The organism is uncultured Senegalimassilia sp. (genome assembly GCF_934636665.1).
GTDB lineage: Bacteria > Actinomycetota > Coriobacteriia > Coriobacteriales > Eggerthellaceae > Senegalimassilia.
Genome location: NZ_CAKUAT010000021.1, coordinates 24,772 through 40,838, shown reverse-complemented (window position 1 = coordinate 40,838; position 16,067 = coordinate 24,772). Strand labels below are relative to the sequence as shown.

General features: G+C 59.2%; 15 protein-coding genes. All 15 read left to right on the top strand.

Translation table 11 applies throughout. The features are described from left to right. The first annotated feature begins 855 nt into the window (after nt 1–855). The 15 genes from Q0G75_RS09405 to truA all read left to right on the top strand — a co-directional run bounded on the left by Q0G75_RS09405 (nt 856) and on the right by truA (nt 15,904). Entirely contained in the window at nt 856–1,464 is a 609-nt protein-coding gene (locus tag Q0G75_RS09405; protein WP_365911045.1) for an L-threonylcarbamoyladenylate synthase, read from the top strand. Between the two features lie 93 nt (nt 1,465–1,557). After that, complete coding sequence (gene rpiB / locus Q0G75_RS08480; RefSeq protein ID WP_294415635.1) at nt 1,558–1,995, top strand: ribose 5-phosphate isomerase B; 438 nt, start codon at nt 1,558–1,560, stop codon at nt 1,993–1,995. A 173-nt stretch (nt 1,996–2,168) separates the two neighbouring features. Beyond that, a complete protein-coding gene (gene glyA / locus Q0G75_RS08475; protein ID WP_294415633.1) occupies nt 2,169–3,425 on the top strand; it encodes a serine hydroxymethyltransferase in 1,257 nt (418 codons plus the stop codon). A 79-nt stretch (nt 3,426–3,504) separates the two neighbouring features. Beyond that, nucleotides 3,505–3,990: a cytidine/deoxycytidylate deaminase family protein gene (locus Q0G75_RS08470; RefSeq protein WP_294415630.1), complete on the top strand. Its 486-nt coding sequence runs from the start codon at nt 3,505–3,507 to the stop codon at nt 3,988–3,990. A 188-nt stretch (nt 3,991–4,178) separates the two neighbouring features. After that, nucleotides 4,179–4,478: a hypothetical protein gene (locus Q0G75_RS08465; RefSeq protein WP_294415627.1), complete on the top strand. Its 300-nt coding sequence runs from the start codon at nt 4,179–4,181 to the stop codon at nt 4,476–4,478. A gap of 39 nt (nt 4,479–4,517) precedes the next feature. Continuing rightward, nucleotides 4,518–5,306, top strand: a complete 789-nt coding sequence (gene atpB, locus Q0G75_RS08460; protein ID WP_042435062.1) for a F0F1 ATP synthase subunit A — start codon at nt 4,518–4,520, stop codon at nt 5,304–5,306. Between the two features lie 123 nt (nt 5,307–5,429). Then, nucleotides 5,430–5,642, top strand: coding sequence for an ATP synthase F0 subunit C (gene atpE / locus Q0G75_RS08455; protein ID WP_042435060.1), 213 nt, complete (start codon nt 5,430–5,432; stop codon nt 5,640–5,642). Between the two features lie 52 nt (nt 5,643–5,694). Then, entirely contained in the window at nt 5,695–6,303 is a 609-nt protein-coding gene (atpF, locus tag Q0G75_RS08450) for a F0F1 ATP synthase subunit B (protein ID WP_042435058.1), read from the top strand. Next, complete coding sequence (gene atpH / locus Q0G75_RS08445; RefSeq protein WP_281623980.1) at nt 6,293–6,871, top strand: ATP synthase F1 subunit delta; 579 nt, start codon at nt 6,293–6,295, stop codon at nt 6,869–6,871. The genes atpF and atpH overlap by 11 nt, the downstream gene beginning before the upstream one ends. Beyond that, nucleotides 6,865–8,436, top strand: coding sequence for a F0F1 ATP synthase subunit alpha (gene atpA, locus Q0G75_RS08440; protein WP_181859444.1), 1,572 nt, complete (start codon nt 6,865–6,867; stop codon nt 8,434–8,436). The genes atpH and atpA overlap by 7 nt, the downstream gene beginning before the upstream one ends. Nucleotides 8,437–8,447: 11 nt before the next feature. Beyond that, nucleotides 8,448–9,350 (top strand): ATP synthase F1 subunit gamma, encoded by a 903-nt coding sequence (atpG, locus tag Q0G75_RS08435; protein WP_294415625.1) that lies wholly within the window; start codon nt 8,448–8,450, stop codon nt 9,348–9,350. Beyond that, nucleotides 9,351–10,805, top strand: a complete 1,455-nt coding sequence (atpD, locus tag Q0G75_RS08430) for a F0F1 ATP synthase subunit beta (RefSeq protein WP_042435046.1) — start codon at nt 9,351–9,353, stop codon at nt 10,803–10,805. It abuts the gene before it with no gap. 1 nt (nt 10,806) lies between these two features. Beyond that, the gene (atpC, locus tag Q0G75_RS08425) at nt 10,807–11,076 is read left to right on the top strand and encodes an ATP synthase F1 subunit epsilon (RefSeq protein ID WP_042435044.1); all 270 of its coding nucleotides are present in this window, start codon (nt 10,807–10,809) and stop codon (nt 11,074–11,076) included. Nucleotides 11,077–11,360: 284 nt separating this feature from the next. Next, nucleotides 11,361–14,819 (top strand): DNA polymerase III subunit alpha, encoded by a 3,459-nt coding sequence (dnaE, locus tag Q0G75_RS08420; RefSeq protein WP_294415623.1) that lies wholly within the window; start codon nt 11,361–11,363, stop codon nt 14,817–14,819. Between the two features lie 212 nt (nt 14,820–15,031). Then, nucleotides 15,032–15,904 carry a tRNA pseudouridine(38-40) synthase TruA gene (truA, locus tag Q0G75_RS08415; RefSeq protein WP_294415621.1) on the top strand — a complete coding sequence of 291 codons (873 nt, stop codon included), beginning with the start codon at nt 15,032–15,034 and terminating at the stop codon, nt 15,902–15,904. Nucleotides 15,905–16,067 lie beyond the last annotated feature (163 nt).

Below are 16,067 nucleotides of genomic sequence, written 5' to 3'. Positions count from 1 at the left end.
CCGCCTTCGCCGAGAGTACTGCAGCGCCAGGCTGCGGGAGGGCAGGGCGTCGCGCTCGCGGAGGGCGCTTTTCTATCAGCGCCGAGAAAGGCCCGCGGGGGATGCCCCCTTGCGGGCCCTTCCGCGTTTAGGGTGCAGGTTTTTGCTTGGCGCCCCTTCAACCTAAATGCTGCGATTCTCGTTTCGCGATATCGTCGGCCGATCCGTGCTCTCGAGGCGGTTGCTGACGGCTCGGGCGGCCATCCATCTGCCCTGCGGCGTCGGGGAGCTGGCCCCCCTGATCGTCCATCGGTGGCGCATGGGGGCTCTCCATGCGGGATCAGCTTGCAGTTCGACGATGCTGCGGCCGGCGTTTGGTCCGGCTTTGCCGGAAGGCGGGTTCGGGATTCTCGGTTGGGCGCGTGCGTATCGCCGGCGCAGGGCCCGCAGGGAGGCGCCCCTTGCAGGTCCTTTCACGTTATCTGACTCCGTCTTCGCGCCGGTCCTGCGCGGCGTGCGCCCGTGCGTTTGGCATTGGCTTCCTTGATCGTCGGGTGGTTTGGCTGCGGATCCCTTTGAGTTTAAGGGGCGTGTTGTCATTTGCTTGGGCTTATTTGTGTTTGTGCATCTCGCAGACTTTGCGTGGGCGCTCGGGGGTTGCATATCTGATCACAATGGCGCGTTTCGGAGTGGGTTTGAGGAGTTTGCGAGGGATGGGCATCCCGCGTCGGCCTAGTGTCGCGTTTAGGTTTTGCCTCGTCCATGCTGGAGTTGGTTTTGCGATCGGTTCTATGGCCGGCTTTTCCGGTGATACACTTCTTGATGATGCATAATCTACATCCATGTTTGAAAGCTGTGTAGAGATCGGGGGTTTGGATGGCTGTGGGATCAGATACCTTGGAGGACGCTGCATTGGCTTTGGCAGACGGCCGTGCTTGTATATTCCCGACAGACACGGTTTATGGCGTGGGGGTTGCGGTTCATGCGGCATCTGGACCAGCAATTCTCTTTGACGTTAAGCGAAGGGATTCGGGGAAACCTATCGCTTGGCTTGTTGGGTCGATTGATGATCTGCAACGATATGGCAAGAATCTTCCGCCAGCTGCCTGCGAACTTGCTCGGAGGTTTTGGCCGGGCGCTCTTACTCTTATCGTCGAGGCCTCAGATGCGGTGCCGGCATCTTATGCGTCGGAGTCGGGGTCCATTGGGTTGCGCATGCCCGCAAATGCTACGACGCTTGCTTTGATTCGTCGGACAGGAAGCCCGCTTGCCACGACGTCTGCCAACATCAGCGGTAGAGCTGCGGTGTCTAGATTCGAGTCGCTTGACGAGGAGTTGCTGGCAAGGGTGGGGTGCGCTTTGCGAGATCCCGTTGAATCGTCGCACAGCGGCGTTGCTTCTACTGTCGTTGACTGCACGGGCGGTGACTTGACGTTGGTCCGCGAAGGTGGAATTGCTTTTGAGAACCTGGCATCCCAATCATAAGGATTGCGTGGGTAATGTTATTGAGCAGGTTCGCATAGGTATGCAGGTGTACCATCGGCTCTGCAGGCATCTATCAGTGGAAGGCGTAGATACATGAATATCAGCATTGCAAGCGACCATGCAGGTTTTGATCAGAAGCAGTTGCTGGCTGCATATTTGAAAGAACTTGGCCATAACGTCATCGACCGTGGGCCGGATTGCGATGATCGCGTCGATTATCCGGATTTCGCCGAGGTCGTTGCCCATGATGTTGTCAACGGCGAAGCTGAACGCGGTGTGTTGGTGTGCGGCACCGGCATCGGTATGGCTATCGCTGCAAACAAGGTTGATGGGATTCGTGCGGCAAATATCGTTTCTCCCGCCTTCGCCGCTTTGTGCCGCGAGCACAACGATGCAAACGTCATCACCCTTTCCGGTCGTTTCGTCGACCTGTCCGCCAACAAGGAGATCTTGAAGGCGTTCCTTTCCACCGAGTTCGGCGGAGGGCGCCATGCGGGTCGCGTGGAGAAGATCATGGCGCTCGAGGGGTAATCGCTGCAATCAACGGTTTCGCGCATTGAAAACGGTCGACGATTCGTCGGCCGTTTTCCGTTTAAGGCTCTATCGTTACCGGATGATTGCGAGGATGTGCATACCCTGTGGCGCCGTGCGGTATGTGCTAGAGTACGTTTTGTAAAGAATCATCTATAGGAAGGGTGTCCCTCATGGCTATCGATCATGTGAAGCAAACCGATCCGGAAGTGGCAAGCGCGCTCGGGCAAGAGCTGTCTCGTCAGCGTTCGTCCGTCGAGCTGATCGCATCCGAGAACTTCACGTCTCAAGCCGTGATGGAGGCTATGGGTAGCGTTCTCACGAACAAGTACGCCGAGGGCTTGCCGGGCAAGCGTTATTACGGTGGTTGCGAGAAGGTCGACATCGTGGAGAACCTTGCACGTGATCGCGCATGCAAGCTGTACGGTGCCAAATTCGCGAACGTTCAGCCGCATTCCGGTGCAAATGCCAATCTTGCCGCATATTTCGCCACGGTGAAGCCGGGCGATACGGTTATGGGCATGAGCTTGGATAACGGCGGCCATCTGACCCATGGCAGCCCGGCGAACTTCTCCGGCAAGCTGTACAACGTCGTCTCCTACGGCGTCGATCCGGAGACTGAGACCATCGATTATGACGAGATGGAAAAGCTGGCGAAAGAGCATCAGCCTAAGCTGATCGTCGGCGGCGCTTCCGCTTATCCGCGCATCATCGACTTCGAGCGTATGGCGCAGATCGCCCATGAAGTCGGCGCATACCTCATGATCGATATGGCTCACATCGCTGGCCTGGTTGCTACGGGCGCTCATCCTTCTCCGGTCCCTTATGCCGATATCGTCACGTCCACCAGCCATAAGACCCTTCGCGGCCCGCGTGGCGGCTTCGTCCTCACCAACAACGAGGACCTGTTCAAGAAGATCAATTCCGCCGTGTTCCCGGGCAGCCAGGGTGGCCCGCTCATGCATGTTATCGCTGGCAAGGCCGTTGCCTTCGGCGAGGCGCTGCAGCCGTCTTTCAAGGAATACATCGACCATGTGGTGGAGAATGCCGCCGCAATGGGCCAGGGCATGACCGACGGCGGCCTGCGTCTGGTGTCCGGTGGAACGGATAATCACCTGTGCCTGGTCGACCTGACGCCCGCCGATGTTACCGGCAAGGATGCTGAGAAGCTTCTGGAGAGCGTCGGCCTGACGGTGAACAAGAACACCATCCCCAACGAGCAGCGCAGCCCGTTCGTTGCCAGCGGTATCCGCGTGGGCAGCGCCGCCGCCACTAGCCGCGGCTTCACCAAGGAAGACTTCTACGAGGTGGGCCAGTGCATCGCCGCAACCGTGTTCAACGCCGCCGATGAGGCGAAGCTGGCTGATATTAAGAAGAAGATCGATGCCATGCTGGAGAAGCATCCGCTGTATCCGGGTTTGGAGTATTAGCAGTTATTAAAAGGTTATACGTCGACGGCCGGGCAAGGTGTCCTTGCTCGGCCGTTCGTGCATGGAAGGGGAGGGGCCGATGCCCGGGAGCACTGATCGCCGTCCGAGCTGGGACGAGTATTTCATGACGCTTGCCAACGAGGTTGCCACGCGCACCACGTGTCTTCGCCGCGCCGTGGGCGCGATCATCGTCAAGGATCGCAGAATCTTGGCCACTGGTTACAACGGCGTCCCCACGGGGCTGGCCCACTGTGCGGAAACGGGCTGCCTGCGTCAGCAGTTGGAGGTGCCAAGCGGTCAGCGCCACGAGATCTGCCGAGGCTTGCATGCCGAGCAGAATGCGATCATCCAGGCAGCGCGTTACGGAATCAATATCACGGGCGCTTCGATTTACATAACCACTCAGCCATGCGTGGTGTGCGCGAAAATGCTCATCAACGCCGATATCGAGGAGATCATCTATTCGAACCCCTACCCGGATGAGTTAGCTATGTCCATGCTTCGTGAAGCGGGCATCAAGCTACGCGTTTACGATGACCCTATGCAAAATAATGCAAATGCATAAAAACTGAACACTTTCACGGTTTTGTTAATAAGAAAAAAGTAGAGCAGGGTAAATAGCGGGCAAAATCGAATAAATTCACGCCGTTTGCCAACGTTTTGTGGCGATTGCGGAGTTTAGAGGGGGCCTGAGTGGTTCTACGTTATCATTAGCTCTGGTTTTTTATGCGGGAATCTTGATTAACGAAAGGTTTGGGTGAAACGCAGGTAATGTTTGCTGCCGTTTTGATCGGTGCCATAACTGGCTTTGTCGGCTTTCTGCCGTTGCTCGCGGCTCTGCGTTTGGCTCGGAAGCATCCTTCGGTATCGGTCGCCAACGCGGCGCTTTACGGCTTGGGGGGCACGTTCGTGTCTCTTGTGGTCGTTGCTGTCGCATTGATCGTATGCGCGCTTGTCGCGCGTCCGTCCGTGTTTCCCTTCGGCATGGCCGAAATCGTTTCGCTTATCGTTTGTACCGCAGCGTACGTGTGGCGAAAAAACGTTGCACGGTAATGTTGGATTCGTTTATTGGAAAGGCTGGGATGATCTGAGATGGGCGAGGCGCTCAACAAGTTCGTCGAAGAGGCACGGCACCTCTCCGAAACTTTCGATTCCCACACCGTATTCTCTATCGGCGGTTGGGACATCAGCCAGTACACGCTGTACATGTTCTTCATTTTGGCGTTGGTGCTGATGGTCGTTCTGATCGGAGGCCGCAAGCTTCAGCTGGTCCCGAAGAACAAGTTCCTGAACACCGTCGAGTATGGCTACGACTTCGTGAACACGAGCATCGGCCAGGACGTTATCGGTGAGGGTTTCAAGAAGCACATCCCGTTTTTGTGCACGCTGTTCTTCTTCATCCTCATCGCTAACGTCGTGGGTCTGATCCCGGGCGCGAAGGCCACCACGGGCACCATTTCCATCACGTGGGCGCTCGCAGCCATCTCGTTCGTGTACTTCAACTTCTACGGTCTGAAGACGCTGGGCGTGTTCGGCTACATCAAGAGCCTCGTGCCCTCCGGTGTTCCCGGCCCCATGGTCCCGATCATCTGGTTCCTGGAGTTCTTCTCCATGGTCATCCGCGTTCTGACGCTGGCCGTTCGTCTTTACGGCAACATGCTGGCAGGCCATATGGTCCTGGCCGTGTTCTCTTTGGCAACCACCGTGTTTTTGCAGCAGGCTGTTTTCAGCATGGACTTCGTTACCGCGCTGCCTGCTGTCGCATGGTTCGTTTTGCTGGTCCTCATGTATGCCATGGAGTGCCTGGTGGCGTTCCTTCAGGCGTACGTGTTCACCATCCTGTCCGCTTCCTACATCGGCATGGCGGTTCATCCCCACTGATGCGCGGACCGGCGGCCAAGCCGCCACCCGTTCTGTTTGGCACCACAGCTGACATGAGTAGATCAGCTTGGGCATATTGGCATGAGCACGGAGAAGGCTCCGGGTTCAACGAAGGAGGTAATTATGGAAATCACGCTCGCTGCGCTGAAGGTCGTCGGCTATGGCCTCGCCGCCATCGGCCCCGGCATCGGCATCGGCGTTGCAACGTACGGCCTGTGCGTGTCCGCTGCACGCCAGCCTGAGATGAAGGGCACCCTGATGGGCTACTTCTTCATCGGCGCTGCTATGTCCGAGGCCTTGGCACTGCTGGGCCTGGTCCTCTTCTTCATTGGCTAACAGGTTTTCGACTCAAGCAAGACCTATAGGCTAAGGAAAGGAGGCAAGCGAGTTGAACGTTAAGAACAAAGTGCTCCGTGGTTGCGGCAGCGCAGCCGTCGCATTCGGCGCGGCAAGCGCTATGCTTCCTGCTCAGGCATTTGCCGATGAAGGCAGCGGCGTTGCGGCTATCCTGCCGCAGATGGATGAGTTCATCCCCATGCTCGTTGCGTTCATCATCTTGTGGATCATCCTGGCGAAATTCGGTTGGCCGCTGTTCGAGGGCATGCTTGTCAAGCGCGAGACCACTATCAAGGACGCTCTCGAGCAGTCCGAGAACGCTCGCGTTGAAAGCGAGCGCGTGCTCGCCGAGTACAAGCGCCAGCTGGAGGAAACCAAGGCGCAGTCCGCGCAGATCATCGCCGACGCCAAGAAGACGGGTGAGGCTGTTAAGGCCGATATCACCGCCAAGGCCCAGGCTGAGGCTGCCGGTATGATCGAGAAGGCTCATGCCGCCATCGAGGCTGACAAGAAGGCTGCAATCGCTGAGCTGCAGGGTTCGGTGGCCGACCTGTCCGTCGCCGTGGCTTCCCGCCTGATCGGCGAGGATCTCAACGATGACGAGCACCGCAAGATCATCGAGCGCTACGTGAACGAGGCGGGCAGTTTCAATGCCAACTAACCGCCATGTTCAAAAGGAAAAGGTTGCAACCTACGCATCCGTCCTGCTGGATGCCGCTTTGGCGGCTGGCGGTCAGGACGCGGTCCTAGAGGTTCGCGACCAAGCCGAGCGCATTATCCGCATTATGCGTTCGAACATGGATCTCTCTAGCTCTTTGCAAGACAGCTCTTATACGCCCGAGCAGAGGAACAGCCTTGCGCGCAACGTGTTCGCGCAGGCACATCCGGTCCTTATCGATGTCTTGGCCGTCATGGCCGAGCGCGGGGACTTCGCGTTGCTCTCGCGCGTATGGGAGAGCTACGGAGAGCAGGTCGAACGCAAGCTGAACGTCACCGTGGTCGACGTAACCACCGTCGTGCCGCTCGACGATCACCTGCGCGAGGTTATTACGAAGAAAGCCGAAGCCGACTTGGGCACCAAGGTCGTTTTGCGTGAAAGCATCGACAAGTCCCTGATCGGCGGCATTTTGATGAGCGCCAACGGCAAGCGAATCGACGCCAGCATGACGTCGCAGCTTGAGGCCGCTCGCAACGTGCTGAAACATTCCACAGATGGAGGTGAATGCTAGTGACTGAAATCACCGCACAGTCTATCGACGCGGCGCTGCGCAAGCAGCTCGATGCGCTGAACACCAGTGTGGAATCCCGCGAGACGGGTTCCGTCATCCAGGTGGGCGACGGTATCGCTCGCGTCGATGGCCTGAAAAATGCGATGGCAGGCGAACTCTTGGAGTTCACCAGCTCTACCGGCCAGGTTGTCTACGGTATGGCACAGAACCTCGAAGAGGATGAAGTGGGCGCCGTTTTGCTGGGCGATGTCGCAGCAATCAAGGAAAACGACGCGGTTAAGACCACCGGTCGTCTGGTTGAGGTTCCGTCCGGCAAGGCCCTGCTCGGCCGTGTCGTGAACCCGCTGGGCATGCCGCTTGACGGCAAGGGCGAGATCAAGGCCGAGGGCACCCGCCCGGTCGAGTTCAAGGCTCCGGGCGTTATTCACCGTAAGCCCGTTCATGAGCCGATGCAGACCGGCATCCTGGCTGTCGACTCCATGATCCCGATCGGCCGTGGTCAGCGCGAGCTGATCATCGGCGACCGTCAGACCGGTAAGACCGCCATTGCTGTCGATGCCATTCTGAACCAGAAGGGCAAGGACATGGTCTGCATTTATGTCGCCGTGGGCCAGAAGGCCTCCACGGTGGCCAACGTGCAGGAGACCCTGGAGAAGCACGGCGCGATGGATTACACCATCATCGTCAACGCTTCCGCTTCCGATTCCGCTCCGCTGCAGTACATCGCCCCGATGGCCGGTGCTGCAATGGGCGAGTACTTCGTCTACAACGGCGAGGACGGCAAGCCCGCCGGTCCGGAGAACCCGGGTCGTCACGTGCTCATCGTTTACGATGACCTGACCAAGCAGGCTGTGGCTTATCGTCAGATGTCTCTGACCCTGCGTCGCCCGCCGGGACGCGAGGCTTACCCGGGCGACATCTTCTACCTGCATTCGCGCCTGCTGGAGCGTGCTGTGAAGATGAACGAGCAGAACGGTCTCGGCTCCATGACGGCACTGCCGATCATCGAGACCCAGGCCGGCGACGTCTCCGCCTACATTCCGACGAACGTCATTTCCATTACCGACGGTCAGATCTATCTGCAGACCGACCTGTTCTTCCAGGGTCAGCGCCCTGCAGTCGACGTGGGCATCTCCGTGTCCCGAGTCGGCGGCTCCGCGCAGATCAAGCAGATGAAGCAGGTTGCAGGTACCCTGAAGCTCGACCTGGCCGCGTTCCGCGAGCTGAAGGCCTTCACCCAGTTCGGTTCCGACCTGGACAAGGCTACGCAAGATCAGCTGACCCGCGGCGCTGCCATGACCGAGCTGCTGAAGCAGAACCGCTTCTGCATGATGGACGTCTACGACCAGGCCGTTGCCATCTACGCTGGCGGCAAGGGCTACCTGGACGATGTTCCGACCGAGGACATCGTGCGCTTCCGCACCGAGCTGCTGGAGTTCCTGCATGCTTCCAAGCCGGAGGTGTTCGACGAGCTGGCCAAGGCCGGTAAGTGGACTGGTGACGTCGAGAACCTGACCAACGCTGCGATCGAGGCTTTCAAGCTTCAGTTCGCTCCCACGGCGTAAGGTAGGTTGAGATGCCCAACCTTCACGACATTGAAAGGCGTATCGGCTCCGTCTCTTCGACGAAGCAGATTACGCGTACCATGGAAATGGTTGCTGCTGCGAAGATCCGCCTTGCCGGCGAACGCGTGGCGGCGGCTACGCCGTACGCCGAGTCCATGGTCGAAATGTTGGCCAACGTTGCCAAGCGTGTAGGTGGCTCCGAGAATGCGCTGTTGCGCAAGCATGACGAGGTCAAGAACGTGCTGATCGTCGTCGTCGTGTCGGACCGCGGTCTGGCAGGCGGCTTCAACAGCAACGTGCTGCGCCAAGTCGATCGTTTGATGAAGAGCAAGCAGGCGGCCGGCGCTGAGGTCAGCGTGGTTGCCTGCGGCAAGAAGGCCATCGGCTATTACACGTATCGTCGTGTCGAGCCGGTACTTTCCTTCGCTGGCCAGTCCGCCGACCCCACTGTCGAGGCCGCGGACGAGATCGCCGCTTATGCGGTGGATGCTTACGCTAACGGATCGATCGACGAGGTCATCGTGGTGTACAACCACGCTAAGAATTCGGCAGAGCAGCAGCTTCGCGAGGAGTTGCTGCTCCCCGTCGACACGTCGGCCTTCGAAGCCGCAAAGGCTGAAAACGCTGACGAGTCCGCGGGCGAGAAGCTTGAGGGCGATGTGATCTTCGAGCCGAGCCCTGAAGCTGTTCTTGACCAGCTGCTGCCGGCGTATGTTCGCACTACGCTGTATCATGCGCTGATCGACTCGGCAGCTGCTGAGCAGGGCGCACGCCGCAACGCCATGATGTCGGCAACGGACAATGCCACCGAGATGGTTAACACGTTGACCAGATTGTATAACCGCGTACGCCAGGGCGCTATCACGACCGAGATTTCGGAAATCGTCGGTGGCGCTGCTGCTTTGGAGGATTAAATGGCTGAACATTTGTTTACTAAGGAGGAGGTCGAGGCCAGCAAAGGCGCCACGGGTCGCATCGTGCGTATCGTCGGTCCTGTTGTTGACGTCGAGTTCCCCCCTGATCAGCTGCCGGCGATCTACAACGCGCTGACGGTTGACGCTAAGACCGAGGCGGGCGACCTGCACGTCGTCCTCGAGGTCGAAACCCACCTGCCGGGCAACATCGTCCGTTCCGTCGCCATGAGCTCGACCGACGGTCTGATCCGTGGCCTGGACGTCCTGGACACGGGCCATCCCATCATGATGCCCGTCGGCCAGGAGACCCTGGGCCGCATTTGGAACGTCATGGGCGAGCCCGTTGACGAGAAGCCCATGCCCGAGGTCACCGGCTACATGCCCATCCATCGTCCTGCTCCCGAGTATGACGAGCTGGTCACGAAGACCGAGATTTTCGAGACGGGCATCAAGGCCATCGACCTGATCGAGCCGTTCGTCAAGGGCGGTAAGACCGGCCTGTTCGGCGGCGCCGGCGTTGGCAAGACCGTTATCATCCAGGAGCTCATCAACAACCTGGCTCAGGAGCACGGCGGCACTTCCGTGTTCACCGGCGTTGGCGAGCGTACCCGTGAGGGTACCGACCTGTACCTGGAGATGAGCGATTCCGGCGTTATCAACAAGACCTGCTTGGTTTACGGCCAGATGAACGAGCCTCCGGGAGCTCGTCTGCGCGTCGGCCTGGCTGGTCTGACCGAGGCCGAGTACTTCCGTGATCAGGGCCAGGACGTTCTGCTGTTCGTGGACAACATCTTCCGCTTCACGCAGGCCGGTTCCGAGGTGTCCGCACTGCTCGGCCGTATGCCGTCCGCCGTTGGTTACCAGCCCACGCTGGCAACCGAGATGGGCGACCTGCAGGAGCGCATCACGTCCACGTCCACGGGTTCCATCACGTCCGTGCAGGCAGTTTACGTGCCCGCCGACGACTTGACCGACCCCGCTCCGGCTACGACGTTCACGCACCTGGATGCGAAGACGGTTCTGTCCCGTTCCATCGCCGAGCTGGGCATCTACCCGGCCGTCGACCCGCTGGAGTCCACCTCCCGCGCTCTGGATCCCGCCATCGTGGGCGAGGAGCACTATCGTGTGGCCACCGGCATCCAGGAGCTGCTGCAGAACTACAAGGACCTGCAGGACATCATCGCCATCCTTGGTATGGACGAGCTGTCCGAGGAGCAGAAGCTCACGGTTTCCCGTGCGCGTAAGGCTCAGCAGTTCTTCGGCCAGTGCTTCCACGTGGCAACGCAGTTCACCGGCCTGCCCGGCAAGTACGTCAAGATGGAGGACACCGTTCGCTCCTTCGCTGCCATTCTCGACGGCGAGTGCGACGAGATCCCCGAGCAGTGCTTCCGCCTGAAGGGCGGTATCGACGACGTCTACGCTGCTTACGAGGAAATGAAGAAGGAAGAAGCGTAGTATGGCTAGCTTCAAGTGCGACATCGTCACGCCTGCCGAGAAGCTTGCAGCTTGCGAGGTTGAAATGGTCGTCGTCCCGGGCGTCGAGGGCGAGATGGGCTTTTTGGCCGGTCATGCTCCGCTGGTGTCCGTGCTGGCTGATGGCGAGATTCGTCTGACGCCTGCAGAGGGCGGCCCCGTGCAGCGCTACGAAGTCAAGGGCGGCTACGTGCAGGTTACCGACGACAAGGTGATCATCCTTGCCGATAGCGCAACGCCTGTTGCTGCATAGCCTGGGTGTTGGCTTGAACATCTGAACCCGCGGCCGCTGGTGCGACTGCTGGCAACGCGACGGTCGTATCCATCGGCTGTTCACCTGAAACGGCCCCTGCCGAAAGGCGGGGGCCGTTTTGCGTATGGCGGCATGAAACCCCGCGCGAAATCCATCGTTTGTTCGAACACACGTGCGCTAAAGGCTGCTATGATGGGGAACCGGAAAACCCTGCTTCTGTCAATCGGCGTCCAGCCTGACCGAAGCGCAGCACATCAGCTTGCGAGAAGATTCGAGGCGCATACATGGCGTTCGTTCATTTGCACAACCATACTGAATATTCCTTGCTTGACGGTCTGACGCATATCAAGGATATGGTTCGTCGTGCGGCGGAGCTTGACATGCCTGCCGTGGCCATTAGCGATCACGGCGTTATGTCGGGCGTTCCCGAGCTGTGCGATGCCTGTGCCGCCGTCGAGAAGGAAACCGGCAAGAAGGTCAAGCCGATTTACGGTTGCGAAGTATATTTCACCACCGATGAGGAGCTTCGCAAGGATGTGAAGCCCAAGCTTTACCACTTGCTGTTGCTGGCGAAGACCAACGAGGGTTACCACAACCTGTTGAACCTGGTCAGCGAATCGCATGTCGATAACTTCTACTACAAGCCGCGTACCACGTTCAGCATGCTGCAGAAGTATGGCAAGGGCATCATCGGCTCGTCTGCGTGCATCGCGGGTATCATCCCGAAACTGCTGGATAACCGGCAGTTCGATGAGGCGGTTGAGTGGGCCAACAAGTTCGCCAGCTGCTTCGAGCCGGGCGATTTCTATATCGAGCTTCAAAACCAAGGCATCCGCACTGATGGCGGTCTTACGCAAACAGAGCTGAATCATCAACTTACCGAGGTTGCGCATCGTGCGGGCCTGAAGACCATCGCAACGAACGACTTCCACTACCTGTTGCAGGAAGACGCGAAGGCGCAAGACATCATGCTGTGCATCGGCACGGGCTCGGCTGTCAACGATACGAATCGTATGAAGTTCGAGAACGACCAGTTCTATATGAAAACGGAAGAGGAGATGCGCGAGGCGCTTCGCGATTTCCCCGAAGCATGCGATACCACGGTGGAAGTTGCCGAGAAGTGCAACGTCATCCTTGAGCGTGACTCCATTCTGCCGAAGTTCCCGCTTCCCGAAGGCGAGACGGACGAGAGCTGGTTCCGCCATCAGGTGCTTGAAGGTATGAAGAAGCGCTACGGCGACCCTATTCCCAAAGAGCCGCTTGATCGTGCTGAATACGAGATGAGCGTCATCATCCAGCAGGGCTTCCCTGCATACTTCTTGATCGTGCAGGAATACTTGGACTGGGCGCGTAGCCAAGGCATCGGCGTCGGGCCGGGTCGTGGTTCCGCTGCTGGTTCCATCGTTGCATATGCTATGGGCATCACCGACTTGGAACCGCTTTCCAACGGCCTGCTGTTCGAGCGATTCCTTTCCCCGGAACGTGTGGAGATGCCTGATATCGACTGCGACTTCGAGGATGAACGTCGCCAGGAGGTTATCGAGCATATCCGCGAGGTGTACGGCGCCGATCACGTTACGGGCGTTATCACGTTCGGCAAGCTGCAGGCGAAAAACGCCGTGCGCGACGCGGCGCGCGTGCTCGACTATCCGTATAGCGTTGGCGACAAGATCTGCAAGATGATCGGCGACGAGCTGGGCATCACTATTCAGAAGGCGCTCGACACGAACCCTGATTTGAAGAAGGCCTACGACACCGAAGAGGACGTCAAGGCGGTCGTCGACGCGGCGCAGTCCATCGAGGGCCACGTACGCGGCGAGGGCGTGCATGCGTGTGCAACCATCATCTGCCGAGATCCCATGGCCGACCACGTGCCGGTCAAGCGCGATACCAAGGGCGGCGGCATCATCACGCAATACGACGGCCATTACACGCCCGATCTGGGCCTGTTGAAGATGGACTTCCTTGGCTTGCGCACGTTGGGCGTGCTTTCGCGCGCGTGCCGCAACGTCGAGATGACCACGGGCCGCAAGATCATCCCCGAGGAGATCCCTACCGACGATGAGCAGGCGTTCGCGCTCATGCGTTCGGGCAACATGGACGGCCTGTTCCAGGTTGAGGGCGGCTTGTATGTGAGCCTGTTCGCGCGTCTGCCACCGAAGAGGTTCAGCGACATCGTCGCTTCGATCGCCCTGAACCGTCCGGGCCCGTTGGAGTCCGGCATGGTCGACGACTATGTCAAGGTTGCAAGCGGCAAAACGCCCGTGCATTACTACGACGAGCGTCTGCGCCCGGTTCTTGAGGAAACCTACGGCACCATGGTCTACCAGGAGCAGATCATGCAGGTGTCCATGGTCATGAGCGGCTTCTCCGCCGGCAAGGCAGACAAGCTGCGCAAGGCAATGGGCAAGAAGAAGCTCGACATCATGCGCATGCTGCAGGAGGACTGGAACAACGGCGCGGTCGAGAACGGGTACTCGCTTGAGATCGCGAAGAAGATCTGGGACGACGCGGAGAAGTTCGCAAAGTACGCGTTCAACAAGTCGCATTCGGCTGCGTACTCGATCCTGGTTATGCGCACGGCGTACCTGAAGGCGCATTACCCGAACGAGTACATGGCGGCAGTGCTGTCCAGCTACATGGGCAACACCGACCGCTTGATCCGCTATATCTCCAGCTGCAACCACAACGGCACGCCCGTGCTGCCGCCGGACATCAACTCGTCGAACGCCGAGTTCACGCCGGTTGAGAACGGCATCCGCTTCGGCCTGGTCGGCGTGCGCGGTGTTGGTCGCAACGTTGCTGACGAGATCATCGAGGAACGCGAGAAGAACGGCCCGTTCACCAGCTTGCACGACTTCGTGAACCGCGTCGATGCGAAGTGCTACAACCGAAAAACGCTCGAAGCCCTTATCAAGGGCGGTGCATTCGATTCAACAGGGTACACGCGCAAGCAGCTCATGTACTTCATCGAGGAGACGCCGCTTCTGGAAGGCGCGGCAAAGCGTCAGAAGGACCGCGATCGCGGCCAGGTAAGCATGTTCGACCTGTTCGCCGACGATGCGGATTCCGGCTTCCAGGAAGATGTGCCTGCGCCTGATGGCGTTGAGTGGCCGAAGCGTCAGCTGCTGACGTACGAGAAGGAGATCATGAAGATCTACGTCTCGGATCATCCGCTCACGCCGTACGAGAACTACATCTCCCGCATCACGAAGTGGCAGCTGGGCGATTTGGCTGAGCGTACGAAGGAGATCAAGTCTGCGGTGTTCGTGGGCATGGTGTCCAACGTGGTGACGAAGCTGACGAAGCGCGGCACGAAGATGGCCACGTTCGATCTGGAAGACACCACGGGCCACGTGGAGTGCATCTGCTTCAAGTACGAGGAGAACGCCGAGGCCATCCAGGAGGACGCCATCGTCAAGATCAAGGGCAAGTTCGAGCATTCCGACCGCGGGAACCAGATCATGGTGTTCGAGACGGAAACGCTTGAGCTGAGCGAAGAGGACGTGAAGCCTCGCCAGCTGCGCCTGAGCGTGCCTATGTCGGACTTCGACCAATCGAAGTCCATGCGCTTGAGCCGCATCCTGAAATCGTATCCGGGGCGTGATGGCGTGGTGCTGTTCGTGAGGCAAAACGATGGGCATAAGTTCCGAGCCGAGCTGCCGGTAACGGTTGATGCGGAAAGCCCCATCATGCGCAGCGAGCTGACGGACCTGTTCGGCTATAACGTGCTGACTGCGTAGCGGGTGTGGCTTGGCGTTTGCCGGGGGTCGGCCTTCGGCATATTGCGCGCTGGTTGCGCAATCATCGCATTAATCGGCGCTCGCTGTCCGCGGATACGTCTTAGCATGTAGCATGTGAAATGTGCGCAAGCGGTATTGGATATCCCATGGGACCCGGATGTGAATCCGGGTCCCGTTTCTTTTGCCGGCAGTTGTCGCGTATCATGGACCGCATGGATAAAACGATTGAACATAACGAGCAGGCGGCGCAAGTGGAAACTGCAGCGGTGTACGCCGATGCCGCGCGGGCGAGCGATGCCGAGGGCTTCAACCGCGAGGACGCCGAACGCACCTTGTCGCTGACGGTGTCCTACAATGGCGGGCCGTTTTGCGGCTTCGCACGCCAGCCCGGCAAGCTTACCGTGCAAGGGGAGCTTGAGCAGGCGCTTTCCATGGTCATGCGCCGGCAGGTGGAAGTGGTGTGCTCGGGCCGCACCGATGCGGGCGTGCATGCGCTCGGCCAGGTGGTAAGCTTCAACGTTTCCGTCGATGAGCTGGATAGCCGCAGCCTGCACAGCCTGCGTCGCAGCTTGAACGCGCTGACGCATGAGGACATCACGGTGCGCAAGGTCGAGGAGCGCCAGCCGGGTTTCAGTGCTCGGTTCGACGCGCAATGGCGCGAGTACCACTACCATATCTGCCTAGATGACACGCCGCCGCTGTTCATGCGCGATTTCAGCTGGTTCGTGCATGCCGATTTGGATATACCGGCGATGCAACAGGCTGCGCGCTATCTGGAAGGCGAGCACGATTTCAAAAGCTTCTGCATGGCGGCCAGCGCCGTTGGCAAGCCCACGTGCCGAAACGTGCATGAGATCTCGCTTTCGTGCGAGACCATCATGGGCGAGGAGGTGCTGACCATCAAGGTGGTGGGCAATGCGTTCCTGCATTCCATGGTGCGGACCATCGTAGGCACGCTTGTCGTGGTGGGCCGCGGCCTGCGCAAGCCCGAATGGGTGTGCGAGGTGCTTGAAGCCCGCGACCGAACCGCGGCGGGGGAGAACGCCCCGGCAGCCGGTCTGGTGTTTTGGAAGGTGCAGTACTGATGGCGGACAAGCGGAAGGCCAAGCGTTCGGAGCGCACGGCGGAAAGAAAGCGCCCTCTTTCGACGTTCACCCATCTCTACGAAAGCCGCGATAAGCGCTTATGCGTATTCGAGGATGAGCGCGGCCATCTGACGAGCGTTCGCGCGTCGCGCTTGGCGTGACG